This window comes from Streptomyces pseudogriseolus, from assembly GCA_002154585.1.
In the GTDB taxonomy this organism is placed as follows: Bacteria; Actinomycetota; Actinomycetes; order Streptomycetales; family Streptomycetaceae; genus Streptomyces; species Streptomyces pseudogriseolus.
The window spans coordinates 1-18295 of sequence record MUNG01000358.1 but is presented as its reverse complement, the minus strand read 5'-3'; the positions used below and the strand labels follow the sequence as shown (position 1 = coordinate 18295).

Below are 18295 nucleotides of genomic sequence, written 5' to 3'. Positions count from 1 at the left end.
GGCGGTGCGGGCCGCCCGCCGTGCCTTCGACGAGGAGGACTGGGCGAACGCCCCCACCCGGCGCCGTGCCGACCTGCTGATGCGGGTGCACGACCTGCTGCTGCGCGACATCGACGAGATCGCCCGCACCGAGACCCTCGACACCGGCAAGACGCTGGCCGAGGGCCGCTTCGACGTGGAGGACGTGGCGAACGCCTTCCGCTACTTCGCGGAGCTGGCCGGCAAGGACGGAGGGCGGGTCGTCGACGTGGGCCCCGACGTCCTCAGCCGTGTCGTGTACCAGCCCGTCGGTGTGTGCGCCCTCATCGCCCCGTGGAACTACCCGCTGCTGCAGGCCTCGTGGAAGGTCGCGCCCGCGCTGGCGGCCGGCAACACCATCGTCCTCAAACCGAGCGAGATCACCCCGCTCACCACCGTCGCCCTGTTCCGGCTGATCGAGGAGGCGGGCGCCCCGCGAGGCGTCGCCAACCTCGTCCTCGGCTCCGGCGCGACCGTCGGCGCGGCCATGACCTCCCACCCCGAGGTCGACCTGGTGTCCTTCACCGGCGGCCTGGCCACCGGGCGCGCCATCATGGCGGCCGCGGCCGAGGGGCCGAAGAACATCGCCCTGGAACTCGGTGGCAAGAACCCCAACATCGTTTTCACGGACGCCGACTTCGAGGCCGCCGTCGACTATGCGCTCGACGCCGCCTTCCTGCACGCCGGTCAGGTCTGCTCCGCCGGGTCACGCCTGCTGGTGGAGGACTCGCTGCACGACCGGTTCGTCGAGGCGTTCGCCGAGCGTGCCCGGCAGATCCGGCTGGGCAACGGCCTGGAGGAGGGCACCGAGAGCGGGCCGCTCAGCTCCGCCGAGCACCGGGAGAAGGTCGAGCGCTACATCGCCCTCGGCAAGGAGGAGGGCGCCCGGCTCGTCACCGGCGGCGCCCGCCCCGACGACCCCGCCCTGAGCCGCGGCTACTTCCTGCTGCCGACGATCTTCGCCGACTGCGACCGGTCCATGCGCATCGTGCAGGAGGAGGTGTTCGGCCCGGTGGTCACCGTCGAACGGTTCCGCACCGAGGACGAGGCCGTGGAACTCGCCAACGACACCCGCTACGGGCTGGCCGGCGGCGTCTGGACGTCCGAGGCGAGCCGCGCGCAGCGCGTCGCGCAGCGGCTGCGGCACGGCACCGTGTGGATCAACGACTTCCACCCCTATGTGCCGCAGGCCGAATGGGGCGGCTTCGGCCGCTCCGGCGTCGGGCGCGAGCTCGGGCCCACGGGCCTGCGCGAGTACCAGGAGGCCAAGCACATCTACCAGAACCTCGCCCCGGGACCCTCCGGCTGGTTCAAGGGCACGAGCGGCGGCAGCTGACCCGACGGCGTCACTCGGGCCGCGGCACTCATGCTCCGCACTCGAGCCGCGTCACGCCGGCCCTTCCCCCACCCCACGGTCCCGAAGAAAGGCAGCCCATGGCCTCCACCACCCCTCACGGCGCGGAGTCGGACTACGACTACGTCATCGTCGGCGGCGGCACCGCCGGCTGTGTGCTCGCCGCACGGCTCAGCGAGGACCCCGACTGCCGCGTCTGCGTCGTCGAAGGCGGACCCAGCGACGTGGGCGACGACCGCATTCTGCGCCTGCGCAACTGGATCAACCTGCTCGGCTCGGAGTTCGACTACGGCTACACCACCGTCGAACAGCCGCGCGGCAACTCCCACATCCTGCACTCGCGGGCCCGCGTCCTCGGCGGCTGCTCCTCGCACAACACCCTGATCAGCTTCCTGCCGCTGCCGCAGGACCTCGACGACTGGGTGGCCGCCGGCTGCGCCGGCTGGGACCCGGGCACGATCCTGCCGTACCGCGACCGGCTGCGGACCACCATCGTCCCGGTGGCGGAGGCCGACCGGAATCCCATCGCCAAGGACTTCGTCACCGCCGCCGCCCGCGCCACCGGCGTCCCCGTCGTCGACGACTTCAACGCCGAGCCCTTCGCCGACGGCACCGGCTTCTTCTCCCTCGCCTACGAGCCGGAGGGCAACCTGCGTTCCTCCGCCTCCGTCGCCTATCTGCACCCCGTCCTCGACCGCCCCAACCTCACGCTCATGCTGGAGACCTGGGCGCACCGGCTGCTCACCGACGAGGACGGACGGCTCACCCGGGTCGCGGTGCGCGGCGCCGACGGCGAGCCCGCCACCGTACGCGCGACCCGTGAACTGCTGCTGTGCGCGGGGGCGATCGACACCCCGCGGCTGCTGATGCTGTCCGGCATCGGTCCCGCCGACGACCTGCGGCGTCTCGGCATCGACGTGAGCGTCGACCTGCCCGGCGTGGGGGAGAACCTGCTGGACCACCCCGAGTCGGTGATCGTCTGGGAGACGCGCGGCCCGCTGCCGCCCAACTCCGCGATGGACTCCGACGCGGGCCTGTTCCTGCGCATGGACAAGAGCCAGCCGCGGCCCGACCTGATGTTCCACTTCTACCAGGTGCCGTTCACCGTCAACACCGAACGGCTCGGCTACCCGGTCCCGGAGCACGGGGTGTGCATGACGCCGAACGTGCCCCGCGCCCGCTCCACCGGCCGTATGTGGCTGCGCAGTTCGAACCCGTCCGAGCATCCCGCCCTGGACTTCCGCTACTTCACCGATCCCGAGGGCCACGACGAGCGCACGATCGTCGAAGGGCTCAAGGTGGCCCGCGAGATCGCCGCGACCGACCCGCTGAAGGACTGGCTGGTGCGTGAGGTGGCGCCCGGGCCCGACGTCACCTCCGACGCCGCCCTGTCGGAGTACGGTCGCCGCGTCGCCCACACCGTCTACCACCCCGCGGGCACCTGCCGGATGGGCGCCGCCGACGACCCGACGGCCGTGTGCGACCCGGAGCTGCGGCTGCGCGGCGCCGAGGGCGTGCGCGTCGTCGACGCCTCGGTGTTCCCGACGATGCCCACCATCAACCCCATGGTGACGGTGCTGCTCGCCGCCGAACGCGCCGCCGACCTCATGACCGGACGGCCCGGTCCGGACGGCCGGGCGGCGACGCGGTGACCGTGGGGGAGAAGGGCGCCGGCGCGCCGGAGGACGTCCCGTCCGACGACGAGCCGTCCGGCCCGGTCCGTCTCAAGCCCGTCGTCTTCTTCGGCGCGGCCCTTCTCGTCCTGGCGATCTCCCTCTGGGCGATCGTCACCCCGTCGGGCGCCGAGCACGCCATCGGTGTCGTCGTCGGCAGGATCTCCGCCTGGTTCGGCTGGTACTACTTCCTCGCCGCCACCCTCTACCTGCTGTTCGTGGTGTTCGTCGCCGCGTCCAAGTACGGCGCCGTCAAGCTGGGCCCCAAGCACTCCCGGCCCGACTACGGCCTGTTCACCTGGGGGTCGATGCTGTTCGCGGCGGGCATCGGCATCGACCTGATGTTCTTCTCGGTGTCGGGCCCGGTCAGCCACTACCTCGCGCCGCCCGAGGGCGACCCCGAGACGCTGGCGGCCGCCCGGCAGGCGGTGGTCTGGACGCTGTTCCACTACGGCATCACCGGCTGGGGCATGTACGCGCTGATGGGCATGGCGCTCGGCTACTTCTCCTTCCGCTACCGGCTGCCGCTGGCCATCCGCTCCGCGCTGTACCCGATCATCGGACGCCGCATCCACGGCCGGATCGGCGACACCGTCGACCTCGCCGCCATCATCGGCACCGTCTTCGGCATCGGCGTCACCCTGGGCATCGGCGTGGTACAGCTCAACTACGGCCTGAAGGCGCTCTTCGACGTCCCGGAGGGGCTGACCGCGCAGATCGCGCTCATCGTCATCGCGGTGGGCATGGCCACCGTGTCCGCGGTCTCCGGCGTCGACAAGGGCATCCGCCGGCTGTCCCAGCTCAACATCATGCTCGCCGCCCTGCTGATGTTCTACATCCTCGTCGTCGGCGAGCCGTTCCGGCTGCTCAACGCCATCGTGCAGAACGTCGGCGACTACGTCAGCGGCTTCCCCTCGATGACCCTGAACACCTTCGCCTACGACCAGCCCACCGAGTGGCTCGACGCGTGGACGCTGTTCTTCTGGGCGTGGTGGGTCGCCTGGGCGCCGTTCGTCGGCCTGTTCCTGGCGCGCATCTCCCGCGGCCGCACGCTGCGCGAGTTCGTCGCGGCGACGCTGGTCATCCCGTTCCTCTTCACCGGGCTCTTCCTGGCGATCTTCGGCAACAGCGCCCTGTTCCTGGTGCGCGACGGCAACACCGAGTTCGGCGAGATCGCCATGAACGTCCCCGAACAGGGCTTCTACAGCCTGCTCGAGCAGTTCCCCGGCTTCACGTTCAGCGCCGGACTCGCCACCTTCGTCGGCCTGCTGCTGTACGTCACCTCCGCCGACTCCGGCGCCCTGGTGATGGGCAACCTCAGCGCCGACCTGCCCACCCCGATGACCGACGCGCCGACGTACCTGCGCATCTTCTGGGCGGTGGCGACCGGTCTGCTCACCCTCGCCATGCTCATCGTCGGCGGTGTGCAGGCACTCACCAACGCCACCATCATCATGGGCCTGCCCTTCTCCTTCGTGATGTTCCTGATCATGGCGGGGCTCTATCTCGCCCTGAGGACCGAGGGGATGAAGGCCGAGGCACGCGTCACCACGCTGCCCGGCTCGCTCTCCGGACGCACGGTGCCGCAGGGACCGCACGGCGCGCCGAACTGGCGGCACCGGCTGGCGCGCGCGATGTCGTTCCCCGGTCGGCGGGCGGCCGCGCGGTTCGTGGACCACGTGGCCCGGCCCGCCTCCGCGGAGGTGACGCAGGAACTGCGGCAGCAGGGAGCCGAGGCGGAGACGGTCGAGGGCACCGTCGAGGACAGCGGCCTCACCCATGTCGGCCTGCGCGTGCCGGTCGGCGAGGACGACGTGTTCCTCTACGAGGTGTGGCCCGTCGAGCGCCCCACCCCCGCCTTCGCCATCCGGTCGGTCGAGGAACGCGACACCTACGTGCGGTTCGAGGTCCGTCTCGCCGAGGGCAACCAGGACTACGACGTGATGGGGTACACCAAGGAGCAGCTCATCGCCGACGCCCTCGACCAGTACGAGCGGTACCTGGAGTTCCTGCGGGTGCGCCACGACGCGTCCACCCGCTCCAACCTCCCCGACCACCGCCCGGACGCACCGGACGCGCACCTGCCGGAGGGGTGAGGGGCGGTCTCGCGTCGCCGCCTGTAGTCAGTTGGCGAGGGGCGGCAGTCGCAGGCCCGGTGTCAGCCGGCGACGGGCGGCTGTTCCACCTCCGGTGTGAGGCGGGTGAGGTCCGGGTCGCCGAACTCGTCGCGCAGGGCCTGGAAGGCGGTCACCTTGTCCTCGCCGAAGCGGCGGACGTGGGAGGCGTACTCGTCGGGGGAGAGGAACCGGTCGGGGTGCGACTTGGAGTGGAACTTGTCCGCGTACATCACCAGCCGCTCCTCCGGCGTCTCCGCCAGATAGTCGGCGGGCGGGACGGGGAGGTTCTGGCGCACGACGTCCTGCCGGGTCAGTCCGACACCGGTGTGGTGGGAGCAGAAGCGGCACAGGGCGGCGGGGAAGCCCTCGCTCTCCAGGAGTTCCTGGCCGAGCAGGCCGTGCCGGATGTAGTTCTTGTGATCCAGCCGTCCCTCGTCGTCGTAGAGACGGTGGACGCCGATGTCGTGCAGGAGGCAGCCGGCCCGGACCAGTTCCGCGTCGAGGTGGGCGAGGTGCGGCGACGCCAGCAACTGCTCGGCGACGCTCCAGACGATCTCGCAGTGGCGGTGGACGGAGGCGAACGCCTCGGCCGTCGGCGCGTGCGTCTCGTGCAGCGCGCGGATCTCTTCGGGTCCCGGAATCCTCATCCGGGGAGCGTAACAACCGCAGGTGGAAGCGGGTGGAGGAGTTGCCGGGCCGGGAGCCTCAGCGTCTCGCCGGAGGATGCGGAAGAGTCACCAGAAGCGGAAGAGTTCCCACCGTCGCCCCTTTCACGCGATCCGGTGATAACGCCCGAAGCGGGCACTGGGCGGTCCCGCGGGCCGTTCGACGGGGTGACGGGGGCGGTCGTCGCCCCCGCGAGGCACCGACGACGGGGGAGACACCATGACGCTTCAGTTCCTGCGGAACGCCGACGGCACGGTCACCGGACGCAACGAGACCAACGGCTTCACCGTGACGCATGCCGACGAGGAGGAGGTGAAGCGGCAGTTGTACGAGGACGCGGGCTGGGAGTACACGCCCCCGCCGCCTCCCCTCCCGCCGGGACACCACCGCTTCCTGCTGACCCACGAGGAGGACGGGAGCTGCGGCTTCGAGGACGAGCGGTACGCGGGGCTGCGGGAGAGGCCGCCCGAAGGCTGCGTGCCTGCCGGCCACGGGCACTTCGCCCTGGAGTGCGAGCGCCCCGGAAAGACGCTGCTGGACGCCGTGGCGGCCACGGTCGCGGAGATCCGGCGCGACCACGGGCTGGTGATGAACGGCCTGCGGGTGGCCGGGAGACCGGAGGAGTGGCCGGACGCCGAGGTGCGGAGCGGTGACGCGGCCGCGCGGGTGGCGCATCTGGTGCTGACGGCCGCGCACCGGTCGAGACGGCTCGGGTACGGGCGGAAGGAGCTGGTGCGGCTGCTGGACGCCACAGGGATCGAGTAGCGGGGTGACGAGGGCGCGCGGGTGTGTGACGCGCGCTGTCCGTCCGACGGGGCGTCAGCTCGTCACCAGTTCCCGCGGCGCCCTGCGCCCGGCCGCTGCCGCCGGCCCCGCCTGGGTCGCCCGGTGGGTGCGGTACAGCCACAGCACGTCCCGGCCGAACGACCACACCAGCAGGCCGAGGGCCAGGGCCACGACGCCGACGTTGACCAGGTGAGGAAGGAGCGCGGAGGCCGCCACCAGCAGCAGCACGCCCTGGAGCGCCGCGACCGTCTTGCGAGCCGTGCTCGGCGGGAGCGGCGCGGTCAGCCACGGCCACACCCGGGCGGCGGCGACGAACACGTAGCGCATGGCGCCGATCAGCAGCACCCAGGGGCCCATCGCCATCGACACGTACACGCTGAGCACCAGGATCAGGAAGGCGTCGACCTCCATGTCGAAGCGGGCGCCCAGCGCCGTCGAGGTGCCGGTCCTGCGGGCGACCTTGCCGTCGACGCCGTCGAGGATGAGGGCCACGGCCGTCAGGCCGACGAAGAGGGAGACAGGAGGTGAGTCCTGGAACGAGTCCGCGACCAGCGCGGTCACCCCGCCGACGAGGGTGGCCCGGCCGAGGGTGACCCGGTTCGCCGGGCCGAAGGTGCGCGACCCCGCCCGGTGCAGGGCCCGGGACAGCACCGCCCAGGTGGCGATCGCGAACGCGAGGCCCGTGGCCCAGCCCGCGGGGCCCATGCCGATCGCGGTACCGATCAGGGCCAGCAGCAGGATCTGTACGCCCGCTCCCAGAGCGGTCTCCTGCTGGACGAGCCTCGCGTCGTACGTGTTGTTCAGGGCCACCGAACACCCTCCGGCCGTGTGACAGAGTCGATCAACGCCGCTACCTTGTGCGCGGCCTGTGCACCACTCCGTACGCGCGCAGGATCCCGATCGTTCAGGAGGACTTCGATGAACCGCGCCGCACGTGCGTTCTGGCTCGACTCACCTGGCCGGGGCGAGATCCGTGACGTGGACCTGCCGGAGCCGGGCCCGGACGAGGTCCTGGTGCGCGCCCTGTACTCGGGTGTCAGCCGGGGCACGGAGACGCTCGTGTTCCGCGGAGGGGTGCCGGAAAGTCAGCACGGCGCGATGCGGGCGCCGTTCCAGGAGGGCGACTTCCCCGGACCGGTGAAGTACGGCTACCTGAGCGTCGGCGTGGTCGAGGAGGGGCCGCCGTCGCTCACCGGGCGGACGGTGTTCTGCCTGTACCCGCACCAGACGCGGTACGTGGTGCCGGCGGCGGCCGTGACACCCGTGCCCGAGTCGGTGCCGGCCGGGCGGGCGGTGCTCGCCGGCACCGTGGAGACCGCCGTCAACGCCCTCTGGGACGCGGCGCCCCTGGTCGGCGACCGGATCGCGGTGGTCGGCGGCGGGATGGTCGGCTGCTCGGTGGCCGCGCTGCTCGCCCGCTTCCCCGGCGTGCGCGTCCAGCTCGTCGACGCCGACCCCGCGCGGGCCGCGACCGCGAAGGCCCTGGGAGTGGGCTTCGCCCTGCCCGCGGACGCCGACGGAGAGTGCGACCTGGTGGTGCACGCCAGCGCCACCGAGCAGGGGCTCGCCCGCGCGCTGGAGCTGCTGCGGCCCGAGGGCACGGTCGTCGAGCTCAGCTGGTACGGCGACCGGAGCGTGAGCGTGCCGCTGGGCGAGGCGTTCCACTCCCGGCGGCTGACCGTCCGCGGCAGCCAGGTCGGCACCGTCTCCCCGGCCCGCGCGCACCGCGGTTACGGGGACCGCCTCGCCCTCGCCCTCGACCTGCTCGCCGACCCCGCTCTCGACTCCCTTGTCACGGGCGAGTCGCCCTTCGAGGACCTGCCCGCCCTGATGCCCCGCCTCGCCTCCGGCGAACTCCCCGCGCTGTGCCACCGGGTGCGCTACGACGACCCCGGAGCGGGCGCACACGCCTGACCTGAGAAAAGACACGACCGACGCTGAACACGGGAAGGAAGCCAGCCGTACTACTCGACATCCCCGCCTCCAGACCGGCGGGGAACAGACGCGCCGCACCTGGAGGGTCGTCCGTTGTTCAGCATCACCGTCCGCGATCACATCATGATCGCCCACAGCTTCCGCGGCGAGGTCTTCGGACCGGCCCAGCGCCTGCACGGGGCCACGTTCCTCGTGGACGCCACCTTCCGGCGCGAACAGCTGGACGAGGACAACATCGTCGTCGACATCGGCCTGGCCACGCAGGAACTCGGGGCCGTCGTGGGAGAGCTGAACTACCGCAACCTCGACAACGAGCCCGACTTCGCCGGGGTGAACACGTCCACCGAGTACCTGGCAAAGGTCATCGCCGACCGGCTCGCCGAGCGCATCCACAAGGGAGCGCTCGGGGAGGGGGCCAAGGGCATCGCGCGGATCTCCGTCACCCTGCACGAGTCGCACATCGCCTGGGCGAGTTACGAGCGTGCGCTGTGACCGACACGACCGTCGGCACCACTGCCGGCACGACCGAGACGACGACCGGCAGGACGCTCGACACCACCACCCGGACGGCAGGCCGAGGCGGCGCCGGCCGCCTGGACTACGTGCCCGTGCAGGCGTCCTTCCGGAGGAACGGCGGGATCATCCCCATGTCCCTGCGCTCCGTGCACTTCGTGATGCCCGGCGGGGTCGACGACCGCTCCGCCCCGAGCGGCGGCAACGCCTACGACCGGCGCGTGTGCCTGGACCTGCCCGGCTTCGGCTGGCAGGCGCACCGGCACCCGGTCCCCGGTGACTGGCCCCGCCCCGACGCGGCCGCCCGCGACGCACTCGCCCGCACCCTGCGCGAACTGCCCGACGGCGCGGTCGTCCTGCTCGACGGGCTGGTCGCCTGCGGGGTGCCCGAGGTGATCGTGCCCGAGGCGGAGGCGGGGCGCCTGCACATGGTGGTGCTCGTCCACCTGCCGCTCGGCGACGAGACCGGCCTGGACGCGGCCGTCGCCGCCGAACTGGACGCCCGTGAGCGCGCGGTGCTGCGGGCCGTGCCCGCCGTCGTCGCCACCAGCGAGTGGGCGGTGCGCCGGCTCGTCTCCCACCACGGGCTCGCCCCCGATCGCGTGCATGTCGCCGCTCCCGGCGCCGACATCGCGCCCCTCGCCCCGGGCACCGACGGCGTCTCGCACCTGGTGTGCGTCGCCGCGGTCACCCCGCGCAAGGGCCAGCACCGGCTGGTGGAGGCGCTGGCGACGGTGACCGACCTGCCGTGGACCTGCTCCCTGGTCGGCGGACTCGGACACGACCCCGAGTACGTCGCCCACCTGCGCGGCCTCGTCCGCGACCACGGTCTTCAGGACCGCCTGGAGCTGACCGGGCCGAAGTCCGGCGCCGAACTCGACGCCGCCTACGCCGCCGCCGACCTGATGGTCCTCACCTCCTACGCCGAGACCTACGGCATGGCCGTCACCGAGGCCCTGGCCCGCGGCATCCCCGTGCTGGCGACCGACGTCGGCGGACTGCCCGAGGCCGTCGGCCGCGCCCCCGACGGCGGCGTGCCCGGCATCCTCGTCCCGCCGGAGAACCCGGCCGCGATCGCCGCCGAACTGCGCGGCTGGTTCGGCGAGGCCGACGTACGGCGGCGGCTGAAGGCGGCCGCCCGCGGCCGGCGGGCCGCGCTCGGCGGCTGGGCCGGCACGGCACAGAGTCTCGCGGGAGTCCTGCGCCGGCTCCCCACCGCGTCCGGGAGGGCGGCATGACACGACCGACCACCACCCAGGCCGCCGCCGCGATCCCGGCCCAGCCCGGACCCCGGGACGTCACCGGCGCGGCGCCCGCGACGCCAGGGAGCGACATGGCACCCAGCGGCTCCACAGACGGCGCGTCCGTCATCCCCGGCGCCGGACCGGCCGGACCCCGCCCCGGCGAACGGGCCACCGTGCGGCTGCGGGACACCGGCGAGGAGGAGCCGCCCCGCTACGCGCCCGAGTGGCTCCAGCTGCGCGAACCGGCCGACGCCGCCGCCCGCTCCTACGACCTGCTGGACCCGCTGCGGATCCGGCTCGCCAACCTGCCCGGACGGGCCGGCGGCGGACTCGTCGTGCACGACATCGGCTGCGGCACCGGCTCCATGGGACGCTGGCTGGCGCCCCGTCTGGACGGCACGCAGCACTGGGTGCTGCACGACCGCGACCCCTATCTGCTGCACTTCGCCGCGGTGGCCTCCCCGCGCTCCGCCGCCGACGGCAGTCATGTCACCGTCGAGACCCGGCGCGGCGACGTCGCCCGGCTCACTTCGGACGCGCTGGCCGGAGCCTCCCTGGTGACGGCGTCCGCGCTGCTCGACGTCCTCACCCGCGAGGAGGTCGGCGCGCTGGCCGCCGCCTGCGCGGGAGCCGGCTGCCCCGCGCTGCTCACCCTGTCGGTGGCCGGACGCGTGGAGCTGACGGAGCAGCACCCGCTGGACACGGAGATCACCGAGGCGTTCAACGCCCACCAGCGCCGCGGCGGGCTCCTCGGCCCGGACGCGGTCACCGCCGCCGCCGAGGCGTTCACCGAGCACGGCGCGACCGTACGGCTGAACCCCAGCCCGTGGCGGCTCGGCCCGGAGGACGCCGCCCTGACCGAGCAGTGGCTGCGCGGCTGGGTCGGCGCGGCGGTGGAGGAGCGGCCGGAGCTGGCGGAGCGTGCCACCGCCTATCTGGCCGAGCGCCTCGACGCCTGCGCGGCGGGGAAGCTGCGGGTGGTCGTGCACCACACCGACCTGCTCGCCCTGTGCCGCCCGGTGGACGGCGGCGCATGAGCACGCACACGGGGGAGACGGCCGGGGCGGAGACGCCCACGGCGGAGGCGCCGGCGGGCAGGGGCGGCGTCCGCCGGCTGCTCGGACGGTTCGGCGGTCCCGCCGTGCGCACCCGCCTCGGCACGCTCGCCGGTGTCGTCATCCTCGCCGTGCTGTTCTGGCGGCTCGGCACCGGCGCCTTCGTCGACGGGGTGCGGCGCATCGACGCGTCCACGCTGGCCGCCGCGCTCGGCATCGGGCTGGTGACCACCGTGTTCAGCGCCTGGCGCTGGGCGCTGGTGGCGCGCGGCATCGGCATCCGGCTGCCGTTCGGCGCGGCCGTGGCGGACTACTACCGGGCGCTGTTCCTCAACGCGGCGCTGCCCGGCGGCGTCCTCGGCGACGTGCACCGGGCCGTGCGGCACGGTCAGGACGCCGGTGACCTCGGGCGGGGCGTACGGGCGGTGGTGCTGGAGCGGACCGCCGGGCAGCTCGCGCTGTTCGCCGCCGGGGGAGCGGTCCTGCTGACCATGCCCTCCCCGGTCCACGACCAGATGCGCCAGACCGCCCTGCCGGCCGGGCTCGGACTGCTGGGGGCCTGCGCGGTGGTGCTGGCCCTGCGGATGAACCGGGCGCCGTCCGGGCGGAAGCCCCGCGTGGTGCGCGGGCTGCTCGGTGAGGCGCGGCAGGCGCTGTTCTCGCGGAGCACCGCGCCGGGCGTGCTCGTGTCGTCGGTGGTGGTGCTCGCCGGGTACGTGGCCATGTTCGTGCTCGCCGCGGACGTCGCCGGGGCCGGGGCGTCGGTGGCGCAGCTGCTGCCGCTCGCGCTGCTGGCGCTGCTGGCGATGAGCCTGCCGCTGAACGTGGGCGGCTGGGGGCCGCGGGAGGGCGTCGCCGCGTGGGCGTTCGGCGCGGCGGGTCTCGGCGCGGGACGGGGGCTGACGGTCGCCGTGGTGTACGGGGTGCTCAGCCTGGCGGCCAGCCTGCCGGGAGCGGTGGTGCTGGTGGCGCGGTGGTACACGGCCGCCCGTGACCGCCGCACGGCCGACCCCGCACACTCCACGGCGGCCACGCGGGCCGTCCCGGAACCGGCCGTCATGGAACCCCGCCCGCTCGCCCGGGAGACGGGGACACCGGGGCCGGACCGGCAGGGACTCCTCGTCCGGATTCCCGCTCAGCTGTCGGAGGTCAGAAGCGAGAAATACGCGCCGAAGGAATCCGCCAGGCTCGCGAGGAGTTCCCTGCCCTTTTCCGCGGTGCCCAGCGAAGGCCGGCCGATGACGCCGGAATCCGTATAGGCGGACATTCCGGTGGTGAGCAGATGACGCCGGTCGTCCGAAACGTGGTCGGACGTCTCGTAACCGGGACGGAGAACCTCGGGAGAAGTGTGGAGAAGAATCGACGTCTCGATTTCGCCCGCGTGCATGTCCGTCAGCAGCGACGTGACGACCCCGGCGCGCACCCGTGCCGCCTCCCAGTCCTCCGGGGCCGGGAAGAGCGCCATCCGCTCACCGCGCGCGGACGCCTCCTGGACGACGTTGCCCAGCACGTAGTTGCCGCCGTGCCCGTTGACCAGCACGAGCGTGTCGACGCCCGAGCGGCGCAGGGAGTCGGCGATGTCCCGCACCACCGCGTGCAGGGTCACGGAGGAGATGGACACCGTGCCCGGCCAGGCCGCGTGCTCGTGCGAGCAGGAGATGGTCACCGGGGGAAGGAGGTGCACGGGGTGGGAGTCGGCGACGGCCCGCGCGATCGCGCAGGCGACCAGGGTGTCCGTCGCCAACGGCAGGAAGGGGCCGTGCTGTTCATGGCTTCCGACCGGAAGTACCGCGATCTGACGTGAGACACCGGCTCCCCGCGTCCGTACATCCTCAGTAGTATCCGCCGGCAACAGACCGTGCACCGGGCCGTATGCCGCCGACCGCTCGTGTGAACCACCCATATCCGTCACGGCCTTTCGTCTCTGCTTAGGAACTCGAGAATCATGACAGAAAAAATAGGCGTACTCGGCAAGCAGCCTCAGCGGCGGACCGGTGTGGAGCGCGTCGTGAATGCGCCGCTGCCCACCGTGTACGGGAAGTTCCAGGCGATCGGTTACCTGGACCACGACCGCGGTGACGAACAAGTGGCGCTCGTGTACGGCGACCTGGGCTCGGACCGGGTGCTCACCCGGCTGCACTCGGAGTGCCTCACGGGCGACGCCTTCGGCTCCCAGCACTGCGAGTGCGGCGACCAGCTGGCCGCGGCGCTGCGCGCGGTCGTCGCCGAAGGGGCGGGCGTCGTCGTCTACTTGAGGGGCCACGAGGGCCGCGGCATCGGTCTGCTCGCCAAGCTGCGCGCGATGGCGCTCCAGGCGGAGGGCCTGGACACCGTGGAGGCGAACCTGGCGCTCGGACTGCCGGTCGACGCCCGCGACTACGCCGTGGCCGCCGGGATGCTGAAGGACCTGGGCGTGCGGTCGGTACGGCTGATGTCCAACAACCCGCGCAAGCGCGAGGCGCTCGTGCGGCACGGCGTGGAGGTCGACGAGCAGGTGCCGCTGCTGATCGAGCCGTGCGAGAGCAACATCACCTACCTGCGCACCAAACGGGAGCGGCTCGACCACCACCTCCCGCACCTGGACGCGGTCGGGCACCTGTCCTGACGCCCCGCCGGCCGGTGGAACCGCCGCGGCGGGCAGGTCAGTCGGTGAGTGCCTCGTGCACCAGCCGTCTGAGGTCGCGGTAGACGGTGTGGGAGGACCTGGGCCGCACCTGCGTGTAGAACTGCACGGTCAGGTCGCGGCCGGGGTCGACCCAGAAGGTCGTGGTGGCCACCCCGCTCCAGCCGTAGGCGCCGAGGCCGGACGGTTCCCGGGTGCGTGAGGGGTCGACGACCACGGAGACGCCGAGGCCGAACCCGACGCCCTCGTTGCCGGGGTCGTCGTGCGGGGGGACGCCGGCGGTGCGCAGATCGGCGCCGCCCGGGAGGTGGTTGCGGGTCATCAGCCGGACCGTCTCCGGTCGGAGCAGCCGCGTGCCGTCGAGTTCGCCGTGGCGGCGCAGCAGTTCCATGAAGCGGTGCATGTCGTGGGCGGAGGCCACCATGCCGCCGCTGCCGGACAGGAAGCGGGGGCGGCCCCGCAGCGGCAGCCCGTCGATCGGCTCGAGGTCCCCGTCGTCCGTCTCGCCGTACAGTTCCGCGAGCCGCTCCGCCTGCGCGTCGCTCACCTCGAACCCGGCGTCCTCCATGCCGAGCGGCCGGAACACGCGCTCGGTCAGGTACGCGTCGAGTGGGCGGCCGGAGACGACCTCGACGATCCGGCCGAGCACGTTGGTGGCGACCGAGTAGTTCCACCGAGTGCCGGGGTCGAACATCAGCGGCAGGCTCGCGTACACGTCGGTCGTCCCGGCGAGGTCCGTGCCGGGCGCCACCGACGAGTCCAGCCCGGCCGCGCGGTACAGGGCGTCGACCGGGTGGGCGTGGTAGAAGGCGAACGTCAGCCCGGCCGTGTGCGTCATCAGATGCCGTACCAGCAGCGGGCCGGACGCCGGGCGGGTGCGCACCTGGTCGCCCGCGCCGTCCACGTACACACGCGGCTCCGCGAACGCCGGGAGGTGCCGGCCCACCTCGTCGTCGAGGGACAGCAGCCCGTCCTCCACCAGCATCAGCGCGCCCACGGTGGTCACCGGCTTGGTCATGGAGTAGATACGCCACAAGGTGTCGCTCTCCACGGGCAGACCGGCCGCCACGTCCCGCGCCCCGTACGCCGTCAGATGCGCGACGCGCCCCGCGCGGGCGACGGAGACCAGGAAACCGGGCATCTCCCCGTCGTCGACCCGGCGGGCCAGCTCCCGGTCGAGCCGCGCCAGCGCGTCCGGGTCCAGCCCGGCCTCGCCGGGATCGGCCTCCTGCCGCAGCACCGCCATCGCACACCTCCGGGGAACGCCGGCCCGGTGTGGGCCGTTGATCCAAGCATGACCCAGGACGCAGAACAGAATGCACTGCTCGCCCTGCTCACCGAGGGGCACGGCGGCGTGCTCGTCACGCTGAAACGCGACGGACGGCCCCAGCTGTCCAACGTCACGCACGCCTACTACCCCGACGAGCGCGTCATCCGCGTCTCCCTCACCGACGACCGGGCGAAGACCCGCAACCTGCGGCGCGACCCCCGGGCGTCCTACCACGTCACCACCCAGGACCGCTGGGCCTACACCGTGGCCGAGGGCACCGCCGAGCTGACGCCGGTCGCCGGGCAGCCGTACGACGAGACGGTGGAGGAGCTGATCCGGCTCTACCGGGACGTCAACGGCGAGCACCCGGACTGGGAGGACTACCGGGCGGCGATGGTCCGCGACCGCAGGCTGGTGCTCCGGCTGCACGTCGAACGGGCGTACGGCATCCCGCGCCGGGACGCCGGGGCCTGAGAGGGAGCACCCCGGCGCCGCCCGGCCTCGATGTCAGGCGCCCACGTACTCGGCGAGGTGCTCGCCGGTCAGCGTGGAGCGGGCCGCGACCAGCTCGGCCGGGGTGCCCTCGAAGACGATCCGCCCGCCGTCGTGGCCGGCGCCCGGACCCAGGTCGATGATCCAGTCGGCGTGCGCCATGACGGCCTGGTGGTGCTCGATCACGATCACCGACTTGCCGGAGTCGACCAGCCGGTCCAGCAGCCCGAGGAGCTGCTCGACGTCGGCGAGGTGGAGACCGGTGGTCGGCTCGTCCAGCACGTAGACGCCGCCCTTGTCGCCCATGTGCGTGGCGAGCTTCAGGCGCTGCCGCTCACCTCCGGAGAGGGTGGTGAGCGGCTGGCCGAGGGTGAGGTAGCCGAGCCCGACGTCCGCCATCCGCCGCACGATCTTGTGGGCGGCCGGCAGCCGCGCCTCGCCCTCCCGGAAGAACTCCTCCGCCTCCGTCACCGACATCCCGAGCACCTCGCTGATGTCGCGTCCGCCGAAGCGGTACTCCAGCACCGACCCGTCGAACCGCTTGCCGCCGCAGTCCTCGCAGGTGGTGGAGACGCCGGCCATCATCCCCAGGTCGGTGAAGACGACCCCGGCGCCGTTGCAGGTGGGGCAGGCGCCCTCGGAGTTGGCGCTGAACAGCGCCGGCTTCACGCCGTTGGCCTTGGCGAACGCCTTGCGGATGGGCTCCAGCAGCCCGGTGTACGTCGCCGGGTTGCTGCGCCGGGAGCCGCGGATCGGGGCCTGGTCCACCGAGACCACGCCCTGGTCGGCGGGGATCGAACCGTGCAGCAGGGAGCTCTTGCCGGAGCCGGCCACGCCCGTGACGACGGTCAGCACGCCGAGCGGGATGTCCACGTCGACGTTCCGCAGGTTGTTCGCGGTGGCGCCGCGGATCTCCAGGGCGCCGGTGGGCTTGCGGACGGTGTCCTTGAGTGAGGCGCGGTCGTCCAGGTGGCGGCCGGTGATCGTGCCGCTCGCCCGCAGCCCCTCCACGGTCCCTTCGTAGCAGACCGTGCCGCCCTCGGTGCCGGCGCCGGGCCCCAGGTCGACGACGTGGTCGGCGATCGCGATGGTCTCCGGCTTGTGCTCGACCACGAGCACCGTGTTGCCCTTGTCGCGCAGCCGCAGCAGCAGGCCGTTCATCCGCTGGATGTCGTGCGGGTGCAGCCCGATCGTGGGCTCGTCGAAGACGTACGTGACGTCGGTGAGGGAGGAACCGAGGTGCCGGATCATCTTGACCCGCTGCGCCTCACCGCCGGACAGGGTGCCGGACGGCCGGTCCAGCGAGAGGTAGCCGAGGCCGATCTCCACGAACGAGTCGAGGGAGTGCTGGAGGGCGGTGAGCAGCGGCGCCACGGACGGCTCGTCCAGGCCGCGCACCCACTCGGCGAGGTCCCTGATCTCCATGGCGCACGCGTCGGCGATGCTGATGCCCCCGATCTTCGAGGAGCGGGCGCCCTCGGTGAGCCGGGTGCCGTCGCACTCGGGGCAGGTGGTGAAGGTGACCGCCCGGTCCACGAAGGCCCGGATGTGCGGCTGCATCGACTCCCGGTCCTTGCTGAGCATCGACTTCTGCAGCTTGGGGATCAGCCCCTCGTAGGTGAGGTTGGCCCCGCCGATCTTCACCTTGGTGGGCTCGCGGTACAGGAAGTCGTGACGCTCCTTCTTGGTGTACTCGCGGATCGGCTTGTCCGGGTCGAAGAAGCCGGACTCGGTGATGACGCGCACCACCCAGCCGCCGCCGGTGTAGGTGGGGATGGTGAACGGGTCCTCGTTGAGCGACTTGGAGTCGTCGTAGAGCTGGGTGAGGTCGATGTCGGTGACGGTGCCGCGGCCCTCGCAGCGGACGCACATGCCGCCGGTGCGGGAGAAGGTCACCTTCTCCGTCCGGGTCTTGTCGGCGCCGCGGTCGACGGTGAAGCCGCCGCTCGCCGACACGGAGGCCACGTTGAAGGAGAACGCGCCGGGCGGGCCGAAGTAGGGCTTGCCGAGCCGGCTGAAGAGGATGCGCAGCATGGCGTTGGCGTCGGTGGCGGTGCCGACCGTGGAGCGCGGGTCGGAGCCCATCCGCTGCTGGTCGACGGTGATCGCCGTGGTCAGCCCCTCGAGCACGTCGACCTCGGGACGGGCCAGCGTCGGCATGAACCCCTGGAGGAAGGCGCTGTACGTCTCGTTGATCAGGCGCTGCGACTCGGCGGCGACGGTGTCGAAGACCAGCGAGCTCTTGCCCGAGCCGGACACGCCGGTGAACACGGTCAGGCGGCGCTTGGGCAGCTCGACGCTGACGTCCTTGAGGTTGTTCTCGCGCGCGCCGTGCACGCGGATCAGGTCGTGGCTGTCGGCGACGTGTCCGCCCGGCTGGCGCGGGTCGGTGCTCGTGACCATGGTCCTGGTTCTCCATCCGTCGGGCGGGTCCGCCGTCGCGGTCCCCGCCGGCGTTCCCCGGCTCGGTCCGGCCGACGGCGATGGTGCGGCAGGCCGGCCGGTGGCGACGCGCCCACGGCCGGGGAACCGGCCGGCCCCAACAGCGG

The 18295-nt window shown here is 72.7% G+C and carries 15 protein-coding genes and 1 pseudogene; 11 read left to right on the top strand and 5 right to left on the bottom strand.

The features are described from left to right. The 3 genes from CCN29_RS27325 to betT form a co-directional block, all read left to right on the top strand. Window positions 1–1354 (top strand): aldehyde dehydrogenase family protein (locus CCN29_RS27325; protein WP_086685268.1); only part of this gene is annotated, 1354 nt, incomplete at its 5' end. Window positions 1355–1452: 98 nt separating this feature from the next. Then, entirely contained in the window at window positions 1453–3024 is a 1572-nt protein-coding gene (locus tag CCN29_RS27320; protein ID WP_086685263.1) for a GMC family oxidoreductase, read from the top strand. After that, window positions 3021–5141 (top strand): choline BCCT transporter BetT, encoded by a 2121-nt coding sequence (gene betT / locus CCN29_RS27315; RefSeq protein WP_086685260.1) that lies wholly within the window; start codon window positions 3021–3023, stop codon window positions 5139–5141. Before CCN29_RS27320 ends, betT begins: the two co-directional genes overlap by 4 nt. A 62-nt stretch (window positions 5142–5203) precedes the next feature. On the opposite strand, the gene CCN29_RS27310 is transcribed toward betT, so the two are convergent. Next, window positions 5204–5809: an HD domain-containing protein gene (locus tag CCN29_RS27310; protein ID WP_031023976.1), complete on the bottom strand. Its 606-nt coding sequence runs from the start codon at window positions 5807–5809 to the stop codon at window positions 5204–5206. A 238-nt stretch (window positions 5810–6047) separates the two neighbouring features. Between CCN29_RS27310 and CCN29_RS27305 the strand changes: the two genes are divergently transcribed. Then, on the top strand, window positions 6048–6593 hold the full coding sequence (locus CCN29_RS27305; RefSeq protein ID WP_006130704.1) for a hypothetical protein: 546 nt from the start codon (window positions 6048–6050) through the stop codon (window positions 6591–6593). Between the two features lie 54 nt (window positions 6594–6647). On the opposite strand, the gene CCN29_RS27300 is transcribed toward CCN29_RS27305, so the two are convergent. Then, window positions 6648–7424, bottom strand: a complete 777-nt coding sequence (locus CCN29_RS27300) for a CDP-alcohol phosphatidyltransferase family protein (RefSeq protein WP_086685257.1) — start codon at window positions 7422–7424, stop codon at window positions 6648–6650. Between the two features lie 108 nt (window positions 7425–7532). On the opposite strand from CCN29_RS27300, the gene CCN29_RS27295 reads away from it, so the two are divergent. From CCN29_RS27295 to CCN29_RS27275, 5 genes and pseudogenes are all read left to right on the top strand, one after another. Continuing rightward, window positions 7533–8528: a zinc-dependent alcohol dehydrogenase gene (locus CCN29_RS27295; protein WP_086685254.1), complete on the top strand. Its 996-nt coding sequence runs from the start codon at window positions 7533–7535 to the stop codon at window positions 8526–8528. 114 nt (window positions 8529–8642) lie between these two features. Then, window positions 8643–9041, top strand: coding sequence for a 6-pyruvoyl trahydropterin synthase family protein (locus CCN29_RS27290; RefSeq protein WP_031023974.1), 399 nt, complete (start codon window positions 8643–8645; stop codon window positions 9039–9041). After that, on the top strand, window positions 9038–10300 hold the full coding sequence (locus CCN29_RS27285) for a glycosyltransferase family 4 protein (RefSeq protein ID WP_442538511.1): 1263 nt from the start codon (window positions 9038–9040) through the stop codon (window positions 10298–10300). The genes CCN29_RS27290 and CCN29_RS27285 overlap by 4 nt, the downstream gene beginning before the upstream one ends. Next, window positions 10297–11343, top strand: a complete 1047-nt coding sequence (locus CCN29_RS27280) for a class I SAM-dependent methyltransferase (RefSeq protein ID WP_086685251.1) — start codon at window positions 10297–10299, stop codon at window positions 11341–11343. Before CCN29_RS27285 ends, CCN29_RS27280 begins: the two co-directional genes overlap by 4 nt. After that, a pseudogene (locus tag CCN29_RS27275) lies at window positions 11340–12290 on the top strand (lysylphosphatidylglycerol synthase transmembrane domain-containing protein); the annotation flags it as partial. The gene CCN29_RS27280 and the pseudogene CCN29_RS27275, both read left to right, overlap by 4 nt. 206 nt (window positions 12291–12496) lie before the next feature. Here CCN29_RS27275 and CCN29_RS27270 read toward each other — a convergent pair. Continuing rightward, on the bottom strand, window positions 12497–13264 hold the full coding sequence (locus CCN29_RS27270; protein WP_078592211.1) for a creatininase family protein: 768 nt from the start codon (window positions 13262–13264) through the stop codon (window positions 12497–12499). 42 nt (window positions 13265–13306) lie between these two features. On the opposite strand from CCN29_RS27270, the gene ribA reads away from it, so the two are divergent. Next, window positions 13307–13966 (top strand): GTP cyclohydrolase II, encoded by a 660-nt coding sequence (gene ribA, locus CCN29_RS27265; RefSeq protein WP_031023966.1) that lies wholly within the window; start codon window positions 13307–13309, stop codon window positions 13964–13966. A gap of 37 nt (window positions 13967–14003) precedes the next feature. On the opposite strand, the gene CCN29_RS27260 is transcribed toward ribA, so the two are convergent. After that, window positions 14004–15230, bottom strand: coding sequence for a serine hydrolase domain-containing protein (locus tag CCN29_RS27260; protein WP_006130714.1), 1227 nt, complete (start codon window positions 15228–15230; stop codon window positions 14004–14006). Window positions 15231–15278: 48 nt separating this feature from the next. Between CCN29_RS27260 and CCN29_RS27255 the strand changes: the two genes are divergently transcribed. Further along, on the top strand, window positions 15279–15728 hold the full coding sequence (locus tag CCN29_RS27255) for a PPOX class F420-dependent oxidoreductase (protein WP_006130715.1): 450 nt from the start codon (window positions 15279–15281) through the stop codon (window positions 15726–15728). 33 nt (window positions 15729–15761) lie between these two features. On the opposite strand, the gene CCN29_RS27250 is transcribed toward CCN29_RS27255, so the two are convergent. Continuing rightward, complete coding sequence (locus CCN29_RS27250) at window positions 15762–18149, bottom strand: ATP-binding cassette domain-containing protein (RefSeq protein WP_086685245.1); 2388 nt, start codon at window positions 18147–18149, stop codon at window positions 15762–15764. Between the last annotated feature and the right edge of the window lie 146 nt (window positions 18150–18295).

Bases quoted from the DNA above. Each gene is read 5' to 3' on its own strand.
- CCN29_RS27320 (WP_086685263.1), top strand. From the start codon at position 1,453: ATGGCCTCCACCACCCCTCACGGCGCGGAGTCGGACTACGACTACGTC.
- CCN29_RS27310 (WP_031023976.1), bottom strand. From the start codon at position 5,809: ATGAGGATTCCGGGACCCGAAGAGATCCGCGCGCTGCACGAGACGCAC.
- CCN29_RS27305 (WP_006130704.1), top strand. From the start codon at position 6,048: ATGACGCTTCAGTTCCTGCGGAACGCCGACGGCACGGTCACCGGACGC.
- CCN29_RS27295 (WP_086685254.1), top strand. From the start codon at position 7,533: ATGAACCGCGCCGCACGTGCGTTCTGGCTCGACTCACCTGGCCGGGGC.
- CCN29_RS27280 (WP_086685251.1), top strand. From the start codon at position 10,297: ATGACACGACCGACCACCACCCAGGCCGCCGCCGCGATCCCGGCCCAG.
- CCN29_RS27270 (WP_078592211.1), bottom strand. From the start codon at position 13,264: ATGGGTGGTTCACACGAGCGGTCGGCGGCATACGGCCCGGTGCACGGT.
- ribA (WP_031023966.1), top strand. From the start codon at position 13,307: ATGACAGAAAAAATAGGCGTACTCGGCAAGCAGCCTCAGCGGCGGACC.
- CCN29_RS27260 (WP_006130714.1), bottom strand. From the start codon at position 15,230: ATGGCGGTGCTGCGGCAGGAGGCCGATCCCGGCGAGGCCGGGCTGGAC.
- CCN29_RS27255 (WP_006130715.1), top strand. From the start codon at position 15,279: ATGACCCAGGACGCAGAACAGAATGCACTGCTCGCCCTGCTCACCGAG.
- CCN29_RS27250 (WP_086685245.1), bottom strand. From the start codon at position 18,149: ATGGTCACGAGCACCGACCCGCGCCAGCCGGGCGGACACGTCGCCGAC.